Consider the following 18,120-nt stretch of genomic DNA (forward strand, 5'->3'; position numbering starts at 1 on the left):
GAATAGAGGAAGGAGGAGAAAGAAATGAGCAAAAATAGATATTTAATATGTTTATTGCTTTGTGGAGTGCTGCTTTATTATGGAGTTCCTAGACTGGAGCCATATAATTCAGGATTGGCTGGTATTTTCTCCATCTGTTGGCTGGGATTTGCACTTATGGTGATAGCCGGAAATTTAACAGCGATTTTATATACGCCTAAAAATCAGCATGTAAGAAATAAAAAAATCAGCAAGGATCAAAAAAGGAAAAAAATTCGTTATTTTCAATAATGATGTCAGTTGATTTTATCCACTCTTAACGGGCAGTTATCCCCCACCTCAAGATGCTGAGAAATCGAGGAAGGTAGGTGGGGGATAACTGCCTATAAAGGTCCGATAAGTAACTAACCATCAGTGGGGGATGAAGAAAACACCACTGATGGAAAGATTCACTTTATATTTTCTTTTAAAGTTAGACCTGAGATTTAGATCTAGGTCGGCTTTTTTTATGTGTAAAGAAATTTTCTTTACGTATATTTTATTCAATTCTTTTATTAATCTATACAATTATTTTTAATAATACGCTAAAAAATACCATATTTGTCCATATATTAAGGGAATCACAAGAGTGAAAAAAGAAATTTCTGTTACATATTTCATTTTATATTTTCTAGTACAATGAGAAGTAATTGAATCCATTAGATGTAAACACTATAATAAAGATATCATTATCAGGCTGTCATTAATAAGCTTGTTTGTTAGTTCATCAGCTTGGGGTTTTCACAAGGCTGCAAGTTTTGGAGTAAATATTTATAATCAGTTTGCAGATTTGCAGTTTTATCTAAATCAAAGTGTATTATTATTTTGAATACGTTTTAAAAGAAACAGAATACAATAAATTAATATTATCAATAGAGAAAGCACAGAATTTTCAGTCTGATTTTTTTAAAAAGATGGCTCTGTTACGGTAATGTTGTTTTAGGGAAGGGAATTTGCGAGAGACTCCTGTTTAAAAAATGGGCTGGCAAGATCCCGCAGAGAGGTACGAGCAAGGAGGTTTGCCGGTCCCTCCGCGGAAAGCGAGCCGAATCCCTGACCATTTAAAATCAACACTGAAATTTAACAGAGCCAAAAAGATAAAAAAGCATAAATTCTTTCGTTCGATGGGCATCTAAATTCAAGAATTGCGTTATTTAGCGAAAACGGCCCTTTATTCCTTCCCTACAAGGTATGAAGGATAAAGTTTAGACTTGGATTTAGAAGAGTCTCTAGTTTCAATGTAAAAGCACCGGCATTGCAACTGGCTCGAAGGATGCAAGTCAATGGATTATGACATAAGGCCGTGGCGAAGTTAGTGGATTTTTCTGCGTATCTAGCTGGTGCGCCTCTAGCCCTTTTGAAAATAACCGTATGCTTCTAAAAGTAAGGCTGTTTTCTCAAAGTTTGTTGTTTTCCCCATGAAAAAATGGGAGAAGAGTACATAGCAGTCTGTATACATGTAGACTCCTGTGGGAATGCGAGAAAGTCGGGACTTTTGCGACGAGGAGGCTCGACGCTCGCTTAACGAGTAGCGAAGTGTATGCTGGCTGCGAGTTTAAAAGCAACAATCTATACGAAAACAGCCAAAAGTAAAGAGCTCTTTTTGAGTCAAATGAACATTTTTCTTCATGACTGAACAAGGTGTTTGCGCTTTTCTTACTAATAATGGAATAGCTTTTGTATTGGAAATAAAAATGAGGGTGAACGTTTTGGCTACTAAACATGAACAAATATTAAGCTATATTGATGAATTGCAAGTTGGCGAGAAGATTTCTGTAAGGCAAATAGCAAAGGCGCTGAGTGTAAGTGAAGGGACGGCATATCGGGCTATAAAAGAAGCGGAAAATAAAGGATACGTAAGTACCATTGAACGAGTTGGAACCATTCGCATTGAAAGAAAAAAGAAAGAGAATATTGAAAAATTAACATATGCTGAAGTGGTAAATATAGTGGATGGCCAAGTAGTTGGTGGAAAAGCAGGTTTGCACAAAACACTTAATCGCTTTGTAATTGGAGCAATGAAGCTTGATGCTATGATGCGCTACACAGGTGCAGGTAATTTGTTGATTATCGGAAATCGAGTTCGTGCACACGAACTTGTTTTAAAAGCAGGTGCAGCTGTGTTGATTACTGGCGGCTTTGATACAGAAGACCATATAAAGCGATTGGCTGACGAGTTACAGCTTCCTGTTATTTCAACCAGTTATGATACTTTTACTGTAGCAGCAATGATTAATCGGGCAATTTTTGATCAATTAATAAAAAAAGAAATCGTACTTGTGGAAGATGTATTAACACCGCTCGAGGAAACGATTTTTTTAAGAATGACGGATAAAGTAGAAGATTGGCATACATTTAATCAAGAAACATTCCATGGCCGGTTCCCTGTAGTGGATCAAAATATGAAAGTGCAAGGAATGGTTACTTCTAAAGATATTATAGGAAAGCCTCAAGATGCATCGCTTGAAAAAATAATGACAAAGCATCCAATGACAGTAACCGGCAAAACAAGTGTTGCTTCCTGTTCTCATATGATGGTCTGGGAAGGAATTGAAGTCCTTCCTGTTGTGGATGAAACAAACCGTTTGGAAGGAATCATAAGTCGCCAAGATGTATTAAAAGCACTGCAAATGAATCAGAGGCAGCCGCAAACAGGTGAAACTATTGATGATATTGTGACAAATCAGCTTGTTCTAACAAAGGGCAAAGCAAAAGGAGAAAATTCTTTTACATGTGAAGTCACTCCACAGATGACAAATCATATAGGGACCATTTCTTATGGTGTATTTACTACGATTGTCTCTGAGGCGGCCAATAGGGTGTTAAGAGGGTTTAAAAAAGGGGATCTTGTTGTAGAAAACATGACCATCTATTTTATTAAACCAGTTCAGATGGACAGCGTTATCGAAATATTTCCAAGGATTTTAGAAGTAGGAAGAAAGTTTGGAAAAGTAGATGTGGAAGTATTTAATCAAGGAATTCTTGTTGGCAAAGCAATGATGATGTGTCAATTAATAGATAGAAATTAAGAAAAGCGGAAACGCCCTTTTAGCGTCGTATGAACTGGAGCACTCCGAACGAGATAAGACAAACCTTCCAGCAGGGATGATCTTTCCCCTGCTGGTTAGATGAGTCGATCGGCCATTTACGGACAGTTAGCCTTAATTAAGATTGACTTCTTGCTTTATTAAAGATTCAAACTTGAAAATGACCATTACTGTCCGTTAATGGTGGATAAAGGAAACACGAAGAGCGTAAGCGAATCGATGTTGACTTATCGTAGGGGGAAGACCTGAAGTACGGTAGACATCTAGCAGCAGTAATCTAACTGGAGACATATAAATTTTGATACTTGATACTATAAAAAAGGATAGGAGAAAAACATGAAGCAAAAAATATTGGATGCGATAATAAAATATGAAACGATTATTATACATAGACATATTCGTCCAGATCCAGATGCATATGGATCACAAGGGGGGTTAGCTGAAATCATTAAAGCCTCTTTTCCAGAAAAAAATGTATATTCTGTCGGAAAAGAAGAAACGTCTCTACATTTTTTAAGAAGGCTGGATGCAATAGATGATAGCGTCTATAAAAATGCATTAGTCATTGTTTGTGATACTGCCAACCAAGATAGGGTATGTGATAAAAGATATACAACGGGCGACAAGCTTATTAAAATAGACCATCATCCAAATGATGATGCATATGGAGATATCTACTGGGTAGAAACGTCTGCAAGTTCTACTAGTGAAATGATTTACGAATTTTATTTATTTGGAAAAGAACAAGGATTGAAGATAAATGATGAAGCAGCAAGACTATTATATGCCGGAATTGTTGGCGATACGGGGAGATTTTTATTTCCAAGTACAACAGAAAAGACGTTTAGCTACGCAGGAGATCTTATAAACCATCCATTTTCCCGAACAGATATCTATAATCAATTGTATGAGCTAGAACCAAATATAATTAAATTAAGCGGCTATGTCCTGCAAAATTTTGTTATGTTAGATAGCGGTGTTGCCTACATGGTTTTAAAGAATGACATACTAGAACAATTTGAAGCCACTGCTTCACAAGCTTCCATGCTTGTCAGTAATTTAGGGAATATTAAAGGAGTAAAAGTATGGGTGTTCTTTATTGAAGAAGGAGAAAATGAAATTAGAGTAAGATTTCGTTCCAAAGGACCTATCATCAATGTTATAGCCAAAAAATATAATGGGGGCGGACATCCGTTGGCATCTGGTGCAAGCATTACAAATTGGGATGCCGTTCCTTCCATTATTAAGGATTTGGAGAATATTTGTAAAAACTAATTAAGAGATTACACTATAGGTTAACATATCAATTTAGTCACAAATAAAGAAGAGTATGCCTTTGGAGGGCAACTCCTCTTTTTTATCCCACTCTTAACAGGCAATAAGACCCCCACCTCGGGGGGGATACTGAGGAATCGAGGAAGCTAGGTGGGGGATAACTGCCCGTAAAGGTCCGAGTGAGAGTACACAAACTAAGAACACCACTTCCTTATGTCTTCGTTTGTTTGATCCACATCCTTGGAACTCAACTAACCATCAGTGGGGGATGAAGAACCCCCCCACTGATGGAAAGGTTCACTTTATAAGAATAGCAGTCAAAGATATTTTTAGAAAATATGGAGTGGTTTAAATTAACCTCTTCTATATTTCATACGAATAACTGTATGTCCATCTGTCGTTAATCGGCAAATGTTACGCTGATTTCGATGTGGACGGTTGTGTATATAAATAACTCCGATACTTTGAATCTATAGCGCTTTCCATCAGAGAGTATGACTTTATTTTCAATCGATTTTTTTAACAATTCTCTGCTTTTATACACAAGATCCATATCTTTGGCAATAATGGTGTCGAGGTCATCTTTAATTTTCGCTTCCATCTCATGGACACTCACAGGGTTAATATCATACTTTTTTATATCTTTACTATTTATTTTAACAACCAAGTTTTGGATTGTTAATTTTTCCTCTGTTGATTTATTTAAGTTTGAAAATTCTTTTTGCCATATATCTTTTTCATCTACCAGTTCAGCAATCGTATCTTTTTGTGCTTTAATTTCTTTACTGTACCGTTCCTGCCATACGCCAAAGATAAATAAAAAAATGCACCAGCTGATCAGGCCGCCTATTACCATGCCAGCAAAAAAACGTTGAAGAGCCGGGCTCCTATATAATGGTGGGACTCTCATTTAAATGTATTCCTGAGTAATCCACTTAATAAGAGTAGCACCAGTTTGTGCACCGCCAAAAGCGGAAATAATTAATAAAATTTGTTTAAAGAGATCTTTTGTGGCAGCATCCAACAGACCTTTTTCAAAGCTGTATATGGCATCAAACGTCCCCCCAATTGCGGTTACAATTGCCCAAATTCGTATCATATCTGAAATCCGATGAACTTCTGTAAGGAGCGGTTTCCCAGTAAGAAATGCAGCAAGTCCACCAACAAGTGCTCCTCCTAATAAAACACCAAGTGCTATACAATAACTTTCAATAAAAGAAGAAAAGAAAGGCTGTTGATTCATCTCATCTAACCTCACATTTTGGAATAATGGTCTTATTTCATCATATGGACAAATTAAAGCAAATATGAATTAATTGCGCAGGCTTATCAAGAAACACTCGTTTTGCTAGTTGTTTGCTTTTTTCTGCTCAATATCATGTAATAGAGGAGGAACAACTAATTCAGCTTGTGCAAGTACGGCATTGTCTACACTCTGAACAAATATAATGATTATCGGGCTAAGCACAAAAACAACAAAGAAAATCGGACCAATGAAAGGAAAAAGAGAACGTATTTTCTTTTTTTATGTAAACCTATTATAATAGTAAGAAAACGAATGTTATTCTAATAGAAAGCTAAAAAATATATAAAATGACTGCTGCTCTTAATGAGCTGGCATTTCCATATAAGTTAGGCAGATAGGATGGTGAAAAAAATGTCTTTTGTCCACTTGCAAGCTTCCAGTGCTTTTAGCCTCCTTTCCAGTACTGTATCTATAAAACAATTAGTAGTCGCAGCGAAACAAAGAGGGTATAAAGCGGTGGCGCTGACAGATCGTAATGTGATGTATGGGGCAGCTGCTTTTTATAAAGAATGTTTAAAACAAGGCATAAAGCCTATCATTGGATTAACGGTAGATGTCATTAGTGATGAAAACAAGCAGGCTTATCCACTAGTTCTATTGGCAAAAAATAATATCGGATTTCAGCAGCTTTTGAAAATTTCCAGTGCTGTTCAAACAAAAAATCAAAAAAGCATTCCTATCAAATGGCTAAATCATTATGCAGATGGATTATTTGCCATTACTCCTGGAAGAGAAGGCGAGATAGAACAGTCGTTATTAGCAGAAGATTATACACACGCTAAAAGCATGGTTAAATTATTTAAAAATATTTTTGCGTCAAATCACTTTTTTTTATCCTTGCAAAAGCATGGTGTATTAATAGAGGCACAATTAAATGAACGCATTAAACAGCTTGCCGAACAGGAAAAGATTAAAACGGTGGCAGCAAATAATGTCACATATATTGATCAAGATGATTATTTTGCTCATCGCAGTATAACAGCAATAAAAAATGGTTTGAAGTTATCAGAGATGCATGAAGACGAGTGGGATTCTAATCAATATTATTTAAAAAGCAAAGAAGAAATGGTCGACGTATTTTCCGATGAGCCAGACGTGCTGGAAAATACTTGGCATCTTGCGGAAAATTGTTGTGTGGAAATCGATAACAAAATTACCGGATTGCCAAAATACCCAATTCCAAGCGGAAAATCAGCGCAGAAATATTTAGAAGAGCTGTGTACGCAGGGATTAATGGAACGGTATAAAAAACCGACGAATGCACAATTGGAACGACTTCGTTATGAACTGGATATTATTAATAACATGGATTATAGTGATTATTTCTTAATTGTTTGGGATTTTATGAAGTATGCGAGGGATCATGATATTTTAACAGGACCTGGTCGTGGATCCGCTGCCGGTTCAATTGTTGCCTACGTCTTATATATTACAGATGTGGATCCAATCAAATACAATCTGTTATTTGAGCGCTTTCTAAATCCTGAACGGATTACTATGCCTGATATTGATATTGATTTTCCAGATATGAAAAGAGAAAAAGTAATTGAATATGTACAGCAAAAGTACGGTGAGTTGCATGTTGCCCAAATTATCACATTTGGAACCTTAGCTGCGAAGGCATCACTAAGAGATGTAGGGCGTGTTTTTGGATTATCCATGAAGGAATTGGAAGAATTGTCTCGTTCTGTTCCATCAAAGTTAGGGATTACACTACAGCAAGCTATTCAAGAATCAAAAAGTCTGCAAAGCTTTGTAGAAGAATCTTCAAGAAATAAAAAAATATTTGAAACAGCCTGCAAGCTGGAGGGATTGCCGCGCCATACTTCCACACATGCCGCAGGGGTAGTGCTAAGCGAACAGCCGCTCATTCAAAGTATCCCTATTCAATCAGGTCATGAGAATATTTATTTAACGCAATACAGCATGGAATATTTGGAAGATCTGGGTCTGTTGAAAATGGATTTTTTAGGATTAAGAAACCTTACTTTAATAGAGTCCATCATAGATCTAATATTCCGGGCCACAAAGAAAAAAATTGCGATAAAAGAAATTCCCCTAGATGATTCTGATGTATTTCAATTATTAAGCAGCGGAGAGACAACGGGAATCTTTCAGTTGGAATCAGACGGAATGCGAAATGTGCTAAAGAAATTAAAACCAACAGAATTTGAAGATATTGTAGCAGTAAATGCACTGTATCGCCCTGGCCCAATGGAAAATATTCCATTATACATTAAGAGAAAACATGGCAAAGAATCCATTCATTATTATCACGATGATTTAAAAGAAATTTTAGAAAGTACATACGGTGTTATCGTGTACCAAGAGCAAATCATGCAAATTGCTTCCAAAATGGCTGGTTTTTCCCTTGGCGAGGCAGATATTTTAAGAAGAGCAGTCAGCAAAAAACAAAAAGGGGTGTTAGATAAAGAAAGAGTTCATTTTGTCAATGGTGCAAAAGTAAAAGGATATAAGGAACAAACTGCAAATGAAATTTATGAGTTAATTGTACGATTTGCCGATTATGGATTTAATAGAAGCCATGCAGTAGCATACAGTATGATTGCTTATCAGCTTGCCTACTTAAAAGCAAAATATCCGCAGTTTTTTATGGCGTCGTTGTTAACAGCAGCTATCGGAAATGAAAAAAAGATATTGCAGTATATACAAGAATTAAATCAGATGGGGATGGAGCTTTCTCTTCCTTCCATTAATAAAAGCAGCTACTCTTTTTTAGTTGATCATAAGATGATTTTATACAGCTTGGCAGCAATAAAAGGCATTGGCAATAATGTGCTAAAAGAAATTGTGAGAGCGAGGAAACAAAAAAAGTTTGAAGACTTATTCGATTTTTGTTTGCGTGTATCGCCAAAAATTATCAATAGAAAAATAATCGAAACACTTATTTACGCAGGCAGTTTCGATGAATTTGGGATAGACAGGGCTACCATGCTGGCAACTGTAGATGTTGCTATTCAGCATGCTCAGCTTGTACATCCAGAAGAATTGAATCAAGAGGATTTATTTGAAGAAGAAGATTTCTTTTTTAAGCCTAAATATGTTGAAGTGGATAAAATGAAGGCGGAAGATAAATTATTTTATGAAAAAAATGTTTTAGGCATATATTTATCGGATCATCCAGCAGCTGTTTATAAAAAATATTTTTCAGATCTAAACAGTACGTCTTTACTTAACATGAAAATAGGTCCGAAGAGTCGGGGAATTGTGTATGTCACAGAAGTAAAAAAGATTCGTACAAAAAAAGGGGAGGAAATGGCATTTCTTTCGATTACCGATCAAAGTGGTGAAATGCAAGCTGTTGTTTTTCCAGCGGTTTATAAAAAAAACCAGTCCATCATACAAAAAGGCGAGGTAATAGGAATAGATGGAAAAGTGGAAGAAAGGAATGGGGAAAAACAATTTATTGTACAAGAACTTTGGGAAATTGAGGAGGCTGTCCAGTCACTTCCTAAAAAATCACATAAGTTATACATAAAGATAATAAGTGATAAAGAAACAGACAGCATAAAAAATCATCTGTTGAAAATCATAAAGGAATATCCAGGATATACGCCTGTGGTCATACACTATGTTCAATCCTCCAAAACGATTCAACTGCATCAAGAATGGAATATTTCTGCAACGAAAGAATGCTTAAATGAAATAACCCTTCTATTAGGTTCAAATAATGTGATCTTGTCTGATTAACTTTACAACTTGGATAAGATGTTATATTGTTTAATGAGTCTATTGGTCTGACCACTTTAATTAAATACTATCTTAGACAATGGAAGGTCCACTTTATCTTGAAAATGAATCATGCATCGAAAAATAGAAAAGAAGAAGTGAGTGATGGAAAAGAGTGAATCAGCCTTCTATAACCAATGGTTCTAAATACGTGGAAATTGTCAATCATATACGTGAAATGATTGATAGAGAGGCTTTAAAACCAGGGGATAAACTACCTTCTGAGCGTTCGTTATGCGAAAGATTAGATGTGGGCAGATCTTCCATTCGAGAAGCGTTAAGAGCTTTAGAACTTTTAGGTTTAATTGAGACACGAAAAGGAGAAGGCACTTTTCTACGTGATTTTCAAGGTCATCAGCTAGTTCAATTAATCAGTACCTTCATTTTACAAGATCACAAAGCTAAGCAGGATGTTATACAAACGAAAGATTATATTCAGCTGAATTGTTTGATGATAGCCATTGATAAAATGAATACAGAACAAGCTGAGAATTTAACAGAGTGGATAACAACGAAAAAAATGAGTGAAAGTGAATTTTTTTTACGAATAATAAAAATTGCTGATAACTTTTTGCATTTTCGATTGTGGACAATTTTAGATGATTATTATCATGCTTTAGGTTTTACACCAGTATATTGGGGAGAAGATGACTATAAGTTTTTACTGGAATCTGTAAAAACGAAAGATAGATTGGAAATAGTGAAAGTGTACAAAAAGTTAAAAGATAAATATAATGATTCAATATAAATCAGAAAAATACTGAATGATGCCATTAAAGGCTATACCGTTTAATATTTAGAGTATAGACAAGATTTAGTGTGTGAAATTTCAAGCTGATTAAAAGCTTTTCGACAGAATGAAACATTATCAATGAAAAACGATTCCTAGAATGGATTGCAAAAAAACGGGGAGGCTTCCACATTGATTAAGGAAATTTTTTCGAAATCGAAAAAGAAAAAATATGCAACAATCCCATCTGACGTTACAAAAAATGAAGTGCCGGAAGGGATTATGACTAAGTGTACAAAATGCAACAAAATCATGTACACAAAAGAATTGCAAAAAAACTATAAAGTTTGTTTAAACTGCGGCTACCATCTGCCAATGATAAGTATGGAAAGAATTGAAAGTATTTTAGATGAATCCACTTTTCGAGAAATAAACAGTGAGATGAAACCAGGAAATCCTTTGCAGTTTCCAGGGTACGAAGATAAAATAGCTGGTGATCAAAAAAAGACAAAACTAAATGAAGCGGTTGTGACTGGAATAGGAGAGATAAATGGCATCTCTATTGTGATTGCTGTTATGGATTCTTCCTTCCGAATGGGGAGCATGGGATCCGTTGTGGGGGAAAAAATTACATTGGCCATTGAGAAAGCAGATGAGCTCTCTCTTCCTTTTATTATTTTTACTGCTTCAGGAGGAGCAAGGATGCAAGAAGGTGTGCTAAGTTTAATGCAAATGGCCAAGACAAGCATTGCATTGAAAAAGTTTAGCGACAATGGCGGTTTATATATTACAGTGATGACCCATCCAACAACAGGAGGGGTTTCAGCAAGTTTTGCTTCATTAGGAGATTATAACTTTGCAGAACCTGGGGCGTTAATTGGATTTGCTGGAAGAAGAATTATTGAACAAACCATTAAGGAAGAGCTTCCTGAAGATTTTCAAACTGCTGAATTTTTATTAAAACATGGACAACTGGATGCAGTAATTCCCCGCGCAGAAATGAAAGAAAAATTATTTACAGTATTAGATATGCATCAGGCAGGTGGTGAATTAGAATGGTAGGGTTAGACTTCGACAAGCCGATTATTGAGCTGCAGGAAAAAATTAAAGAACTAAATGATTTTTCGATAAAAGCAGACGTAGATTTATCTGCTGAAATAGAAAAATTGGAAAATCGACTTGTTAAATTGCAAAAAGAAATTTATGAAAATATAAAGCCTTGGGATAGAGTGCAAATTGCCAGACATCCGAATAGGCCGACAACTCTTGATTACATTTCTTATTTGTTTACAGATTTTTTTGAAGTGCATGGAGACCGCACGTTTGGTGATGATGAAGCAATTGTCGGCGGAATTGCCAAGTTTAGAGGACTGCCGATCACAATAGTCGGCCACCAAAGAGGAAAAGATACTAAAGAAAATATCCGCAGAAACTTTGGAATGCCACATCCAGAAGGATATCGCAAAGCATTGCGATTAATGAAGCAGGCTGATAAATTTAAAAGGCCGATTGTATGTTTTATTGATACAAAAGGAGCTTACCCAGGTAAGGCAGCAGAAGAGCGGGGGCAAAGTGAAGCTATTGCAAGGAATTTATTTGAAATGGCTTCTTTAGAAGTGCCTGTTGTGTGCATCGTTATTGGTGAAGGAGGAAGTGGAGGAGCTTTGGCACTAGGTGTAGGAAATCATATTCATATGCTTGAAAATTCCACTTTTTCGGTTATTTCTCCAGAAGGTGCCGCTTCTATTCTTTGGAAAGATGCTGGTCAAGCAAAACAAGCTGCAGAAAGAATGAAAATTACAGCAGTAGATTTAAAAGAGCTCGGCATCATTGATGAGATTATCACAGAAGTAAAAGGCGGAGCACACCATAATGTAAAAGAACAAGCGGAAGAAATAGAAAAAGTCCTATTAAAATCATTAAAATTATTGCAAAGCAAAACAACAGAAGAACTTAAAGAAGAACGCTACGCTAAATTTAAAAGCATGGGTCAATACTTGTAAGAATAGCTGGAATAATAGATTGATTTGTTATAACGATAATGAAGAGGCTTGTTAAATGAAGAAGGGTTTAAAGAATTATTTATCTTAAAAGGATTCTTTAACGAAACGAAAGTGATCATTTAGAGCCTCTTTTTTTGTGATTTTGGCATTAAGTTTTTTTCGCATACATATTAAATTTTAAAAAGTGTATGTTAAACTATGTGTTGAACTAAAAAAGCAGCAAATATGTTTATATTGCCCGAAAACGGTGAAAATAAAAGGAAAAAATAAGAAGGTGGAAAAGGTAAAACGATTGCAATATCCTGACTATTCCGCATTTTATTTTTTTCTCAGTTTAAGTTGAGATAGATTTATCTTCGTGATATGTTAGAATTGTTATGAAAAAAAGTAGTAACTATAGGGAATAATAGGCGTTTAAAGCAGATTTTTTATTTGTTTTTAACAAATAATGGGAATAAGTATCTTTTAATATGTAATATTTGTGACAAATGTTGCAGAAAGATAGTTTGTTATATAATTTAGTATATGTATGTTACTACATAATTGCTGTGCATTAAATTGTATGAGGTGATTTCAATGGAATTGAAAAGAATAGGCGTATTAACAAGCGGTGGAGATGCACCAGGAATGAATGCTGCAATAAGAGCAGTCGTTCGTAAAGCAATTTACCATAACGTTGAAGTTTATGGGGTTGTTGGAGGTTATGCAGGATTAATCAGCGGTAATTTCAAAAAATTAGAAGTTGGATCTGTTGGTGATATCATTCATCGCGGTGGAACTTTCTTGTTTTCGGCAAGATGCGAAGAATTTAAAACAAAAGAAGGTCAACAAAAAGGAATTGAACAGCTGAAAAAACACGGAATTGATGGACTTGTTGTAATTGGCGGAGACGGCTCTTATATGGGTGCTAAAGCACTGACAGAACAAGGATATCCATGTGTCGGGGTTCCAGGAACAATAGATAATGATATTCCAGGAACAGAATTAACAATCGGATTTGATACAGCTCTTAACACAGTTATTGACGCAATTGATAAAATTCGAGACACAGCAACTTCACATGAAAGAACATTTATCATTGAGGTTATGGGAAGAAATGCTGGAGATATAGCACTTTGGTCTGGCCTTGCAGGAGGTGCTGAAACAATTCTTATTCCCGAAGAGGAATATAATTTAGAAGAAATAGTTTCACGCTTGAAAAAAGGACAAGAAAGAGGAAAAAAACACAGTATTATTGTGGTAGCAGAAGGCGTAAACAGTGGTATTGAAATTGGAAAACAAATTGAAGCAAATACTGACTTTGATACACGCGTATCAGTTCTAGGACATATGCAGCGCGGTGGGTCTCCTACAGCTGCTGATAGAGTGCTTGCAAGCCGTTTAGGTGCTTACGCTGTTGAACTTCTTGTTGAAGGCAAAGGTGGACGTGCTGTAGGTATAGAAAAAAGTGAATTGGTGGACTATGATATTATCGAAGCGCTTGCCCGCAAGCATACAATTGATAATAACTTGTACCGTCTATCCAAAGAGCTTTCAATTTAACATAAATTGGTAATGGAACTCAGGATTGGATGGCAGCTGAATAACAAAAGCTTCTTTCTAATTTGAGTTCTTAAGTGTGATGAATAATAAATATACTAAAAATGGAGGAATTATAAATGCGTAAGACAAAAATAGTTTGTACAATTGGTCCTGCTAGTGAAAGCATTGAAAAGTTAAGAAGTCTAATGGAATCAGGGATGAACGTTGCACGTCTAAACTTCTCTCATGGTGATTATGAAGAGCATGGTGCAAGAATAAAAAATATTCGTGAAGCTGCAGAAATTTCCGGAAAAAATATTGCTATTTTATTAGATACGAAAGGCCCGGAAATTCGTACAAATAACATGAAAGATGGCGCAATCGAATTAGAAGCCGGAAAAGAAATCATCGTTTCCATGAAAGAAGTGGAAGGAACAACAGAAAAGTTTTCTGTAACCTATACAGAACTTATTGACGATGTAGAAGTAGGAAGCAAAATCCTATTAGATGATGGTTTAATTGGCTTGGAAGTAACAAAAATTGATAAAGCAGAAGGAGAATTACATACAACAATCTTAAATTCTGGTGTGTTAAAAAATAAAAAAGGCGTTAACGTACCTGGAGTTTCAGTAAATTTACCTGGTATTACAGAAAAAGATGCAAACGATATTCGTTTTGGAATTGAACAAGGAATCGACTTTATCGCAGCATCATTTGTTCGTCGTGCTTCTGATGTTCTTGAAATCAAGCAATTATTAGAAGACAATAATGCATCACATATCCATATCATTCCTAAAATTGAAAACCAAGAAGGTGTGGATAACATTAATGAAATCTTGGAGGTTTCTGATGGATTAATGGTAGCCCGCGGCGACCTTGGTGTGGAAATTCCTGCTGAAGAAGTACCATTAGTGCAAAAAATGCTGATTGATAAGTGTAATACTTTAGGAAAACCTGTTATTACAGCTACACAAATGTTGGATTCTATGCAGCGCAACCCACGTCCAACTCGTGCGGAAGCAAGTGATGTTGCTAATGCCATTTTTGATGGTACAGATGCTATCATGCTTTCTGGTGAAACTGCAGCAGGAGTATATCCAGTTGAAGCAGTACAAACAATGCATAATATTGCTTCAAGAGCAGAACAAGCATTGAATCATAAAGAAATCCTTTCAAAAAGAAGCAGAGAAGTAGAACATAATATTACAGATTCTATTGGACAATCTGTGGCGCATACTGCTCTAAACTTAGAGGTGAAAGCAGTAATCACTCCGACTGGAAGCGGACATACAGCAAGAATGATTTCTAAATATCGTCCAGAAGCTCCTATCGTTGCTGTAACATATGATGCACATATTTTAAGACAACTTGCATTAGTATGGGGCGTATATCCACGATTAAGCCATAAATCAGAATCAACAGACGAAATGCTGGATGTTGCAGTACAAGAAGGTGTAAACAGCTCAATCGTAACACATGGTGATTTGGTTGTTATTACAGCAGGTCTTCCGGTAGGTGAAGCTGGTACAACTAATATCATGAAAATCCATGTAATTGGCGATGTACTTGCAAAGGGTCAAGGAATTGGCCGCAAAACTGCCTTCGGTAAAGTAGTCATTGCAAATACTGCTGCTGAAGCACTTGAAAAAGTTATACCAGGTTCTGTTTTAGTAACAACTGGAACAGATCGTGATATGGTTCCAGCAATTGAAAAATGCAGTGCTTTAATCACAGAAGAAGGCGGCTTAACTAGCCATGCAGCTGTTGTTGGATTAAATATTGGAATACCTGTTATTGTAGGTGTTGAGAATGCAACTAGTGTATTAACAGAAGGTCAAGATATTACAGTTGATTCTCGTATCGGTACAATCTATAGTGGACATGCGAGTGTTCTTTAATTAAATAATAAGCAGGGGCGTCACTCCTCATTTCTTCCTAACTCCATTATCTTTTTGTTTCAAGAAGATATGGTGCAGATGGAACTAAGAGGAGGACGCCTTTTTTGTATAGAATCCAACATGAATTTCTAATCCCAATCCCAAATAAGCTAAGGAATGTGGGCAAAATCCGAAGAGAATGAAAACCCCACTAATACAGCCAGCGGTCATTGGAAAAGTGTTTTATTAGATAAATAATAAGTGAAATGTTAAAATTTAGTAGGGTGACAATGGTATAGAGAGTTTTAAAACGAACATCATTTTGGTTAGGAGAGATTCGCGCGACTCCTGCTTAGAATAGAGAGACAGGCGAGAAGAAAGCAGGAGCGTATCGACGAAGCGGCTCGGCACTCGCCTCGTGGAAAACGTGTGGCAGGCCTCAGAAAACCGAACGAAAACCTCTGAGTTGCTTGGATTGTCCCTACCTTTATTTTAGAGCATTCACTTTTTCAGTGACTTCATACAGAAATAGAGGAACTTTTAATCATCCTTCTCTAAAATTCTGGGTTTGCTGTAAGTAGTTTATGTGAGAATGTTCTATATTATTTTTTTATTAATGGAATAAAGGGTATAATGAAGAGAACATGTTTTACTGGGAGGAATCTAATTGAGGTACTTTATTATGATATTATTAAGTTTACCATTTCTAGAAATAGCTGTTTTTCTGCTCTTAGGTAAATTTATTGGAATAGCTGAAACATTGTTTTTTATCATTGCAACAGGACTGATTGGTGCGTACTTATTAAAAAAACAAGGACTAAAAGCATATAAAAATGTTCAAGAACAGCTGCGTTATGGACAATTGCCAGGAGATGCTATTTTGGATGGTTTATGTGTGCTGTCAGGTGGACTTTTATTGCTTTTGCCGGGGTTTTTATCCGATGTACTGGGGGCAGTCATTTTATTTCCTCCAACAAAAAAAATAATCAAACAACTGCTGATTAAATCAATGCAGCGTAAAATACAAAAAAAGAATCGAGTGACCATTATTCATTAAAAAGGGGCTGAATCTAAAAAGTCGTTCGTTAATAACGACTTTTTAGATTCAGCTTTTTCTTTCCCTTCCTAAATCAATAAACCATCTATTGGACAGTTTACTTATAAAACGATCGAGTTTTGTACCATACACACTTATTTGAATTGAAAATAGATTAAAAAAAGTCGTCTAGAAGTCTGAAAATCGACTTATTAAACAGCCTCTTTTTAGAAGACTTTGATATAACTAAGGTTTGATTATTTTATCTTTGCCGATAATATATTCCCATATATCGTTGAAAATATTTGCTTTATGCAGTGTGCTGAGGATTACTAGTGTAACTGGTCCAACAATCAAGCCTAAAAAGCCTATTAATTTAAATCCAATGAAAAGGGAAATGAGTGTAGCCAATGGATCAAGCCCAATACTGGAGGAGAGAATCTTGGGCTCCATAATCTGCCGTTGTACAAGGACTACAATATAGAGTACTGATAAACCAATGGCCAGGCTTATTTGACCTGAAATTACTTCATATATAATCCAAGGAACAAAAATTAAACCAGTTCCCAGATAAGGAATAATATCAACAATTCCAGTCACAAGGGCAATTGTAATGGCATAATCTACTCTTAAAATCAACAATCCAATTAAAATAATAATTGTTGTAATAGAAACAAGCGTAATTTGCGCTTTTATAAATCCTAACAAGGCTTTTTTTAGATCGAAAAATATGGTTTTGCTGCTTGTATGTATACGGTTTGGAAGGGCTTTTCCAAAAGTCGAAGACAATCGTGACCAGTCTTTACTAATAAAAAATGTAGCCAATAAAGAAAAGACAAGAACACTAGCTGCATTTGGAAACCAAGATAAGATAACGGGAATGCTTTGGAAAAAGGATTGGATAAACCCTCCCATTCTTCTGCCAATTTGTCCGCCGACATTTTTAATATTGGAAATAATGGTATCCTGCTGTCCTGTGCCTAGGTTATTAAAAAGGCTAGTAATTCGATTATATAAAGGAATGATTTGCGCTGTAAAAATATCCTCCAAATATTCGATAATTGTATCAATATGATTGGGAACAACATTGGCCAAATAGGCAGCACCTGCAACGATTTCCGCAATTAATAATGTGATTAATCCTGCAAAAAAGGACAAGATAATGATGATGCTGATTACAACCGCTAGGGTTCTTGGCATCTTACATTTAAATTGAAAAAAATTGACTAATGGATTCATAAAAAACGCAATTAAAAAGCCGATGATAAATGGATAAGTGATCTTGGATAAATAGAAGAAGCCCACTAATAGTAAAATGACAAGTCCGATCACAAATAAAAAGCGCAATGATCGATGAATATACGTTAAATTCAAAAGAAAAACCTCCTATCCATTTCATTCAATATTATATAATAGCTACCGTTTTTTCATTCCTTTATCTAGTAAAAGAAAAACCTTCATTTATAAAATGGTTATGTATACAGTATAGTAAAATTAGGGGGGAAATACGAAAATTATCTAGATGGCAGATAATTTTTACTGGCTGATTATCTTCTA

At 35.7% G+C, this 18,120-nt stretch carries 13 protein-coding genes; 10 read left to right on the forward strand and 3 right to left on the reverse strand.

Annotated features, from left to right (window positions below; genetic code table 11):
* Window positions 1–24 precede the first annotated feature (24 nt).
* The 3 genes from ACTYBU_RS10430 (at window position 25) to ACTYBU_RS10440 (ending at window position 4,340) form a co-directional block, all read left to right on the forward strand.
* The gene (locus ACTYBU_RS10430; protein WP_445489489.1) at window positions 25–270 is read left to right on the forward strand and encodes a hypothetical protein; all 246 of its coding nucleotides are present in this window, start codon (window positions 25–27) and stop codon (window positions 268–270) included.
* A gap of 1,457 nt (window positions 271–1,727) precedes the next feature.
* Window positions 1,728–3,047, forward strand: coding sequence for a DRTGG domain-containing protein (locus tag ACTYBU_RS10435; RefSeq protein WP_445489491.1), 1,320 nt, complete (start codon window positions 1,728–1,730; stop codon window positions 3,045–3,047).
* 354 nt (window positions 3,048–3,401) lie between these two features.
* Complete coding sequence (locus ACTYBU_RS10440; RefSeq protein WP_445489493.1) at window positions 3,402–4,340, forward strand: DHH family phosphoesterase; 939 nt, start codon at window positions 3,402–3,404, stop codon at window positions 4,338–4,340.
* Window positions 4,341–4,740: 400 nt separating this feature from the next.
* On the opposite strand, the gene ytrI is transcribed toward ACTYBU_RS10440, so the two are convergent.
* Both ytrI and ACTYBU_RS10450 read right to left on the reverse strand, forming a co-directional pair.
* Window positions 4,741–5,250 (reverse strand): sporulation membrane protein YtrI, encoded by a 510-nt coding sequence (ytrI, locus tag ACTYBU_RS10445; RefSeq protein WP_445489494.1) that lies wholly within the window; start codon window positions 5,248–5,250, stop codon window positions 4,741–4,743.
* A complete protein-coding gene (locus ACTYBU_RS10450) occupies window positions 5,251–5,583 on the reverse strand; it encodes a YtrH family sporulation protein (RefSeq protein WP_445489496.1) in 333 nt (110 codons plus the stop codon).
* 402 nt (window positions 5,584–5,985) lie between these two features.
* Between ACTYBU_RS10450 and dnaE the strand changes: the two genes are divergently transcribed.
* The 7 genes from dnaE to ACTYBU_RS10485 all read left to right on the forward strand — a co-directional run bounded on the left by dnaE (window position 5,986) and on the right by ACTYBU_RS10485 (window position 16,584).
* Complete coding sequence (dnaE, locus tag ACTYBU_RS10455) at window positions 5,986–9,357, forward strand: DNA polymerase III subunit alpha (RefSeq protein ID WP_445489498.1); 3,372 nt, start codon at window positions 5,986–5,988, stop codon at window positions 9,355–9,357.
* 154 nt (window positions 9,358–9,511) lie between these two features.
* Window positions 9,512–10,144 carry a FadR/GntR family transcriptional regulator gene (locus ACTYBU_RS10460; protein WP_445489500.1) on the forward strand — a complete coding sequence of 211 codons (633 nt, stop codon included), beginning with the start codon at window positions 9,512–9,514 and terminating at the stop codon, window positions 10,142–10,144.
* A 174-nt stretch (window positions 10,145–10,318) separates the two neighbouring features.
* A complete protein-coding gene (gene accD / locus ACTYBU_RS10465; RefSeq protein WP_445489502.1) occupies window positions 10,319–11,188 on the forward strand; it encodes an acetyl-CoA carboxylase, carboxyltransferase subunit beta in 870 nt (289 codons plus the stop codon).
* Window positions 11,182–12,129, forward strand: coding sequence for an acetyl-CoA carboxylase carboxyl transferase subunit alpha (gene accA, locus ACTYBU_RS10470; protein ID WP_445489504.1), 948 nt, complete (start codon window positions 11,182–11,184; stop codon window positions 12,127–12,129). The genes accD and accA overlap by 7 nt, the downstream gene beginning before the upstream one ends.
* Before the next feature lie 582 nt (window positions 12,130–12,711).
* Window positions 12,712–13,671: a 6-phosphofructokinase gene (gene pfkA, locus ACTYBU_RS10475; RefSeq protein ID WP_445489686.1), complete on the forward strand. Its 960-nt coding sequence runs from the start codon at window positions 12,712–12,714 to the stop codon at window positions 13,669–13,671.
* 116 nt (window positions 13,672–13,787) lie between these two features.
* Complete coding sequence (gene pyk, locus ACTYBU_RS10480; RefSeq protein ID WP_445489506.1) at window positions 13,788–15,548, forward strand: pyruvate kinase; 1,761 nt, start codon at window positions 13,788–13,790, stop codon at window positions 15,546–15,548.
* Window positions 15,549–16,194: 646 nt separating this feature from the next.
* On the forward strand, window positions 16,195–16,584 hold the full coding sequence (locus ACTYBU_RS10485; protein WP_445489508.1) for an FxsA family protein: 390 nt from the start codon (window positions 16,195–16,197) through the stop codon (window positions 16,582–16,584).
* A gap of 225 nt (window positions 16,585–16,809) precedes the next feature.
* Here ACTYBU_RS10485 and ytvI read toward each other — a convergent pair whose 3' ends face one another.
* Window positions 16,810–17,937, reverse strand: coding sequence for a sporulation integral membrane protein YtvI (gene ytvI / locus ACTYBU_RS10490; protein WP_445489510.1), 1,128 nt, complete (start codon window positions 17,935–17,937; stop codon window positions 16,810–16,812).
* Window positions 17,938–18,120: the final 183 nt, after the last annotated feature.

The organism is Niallia sp. 03133, from assembly GCF_052663225.1.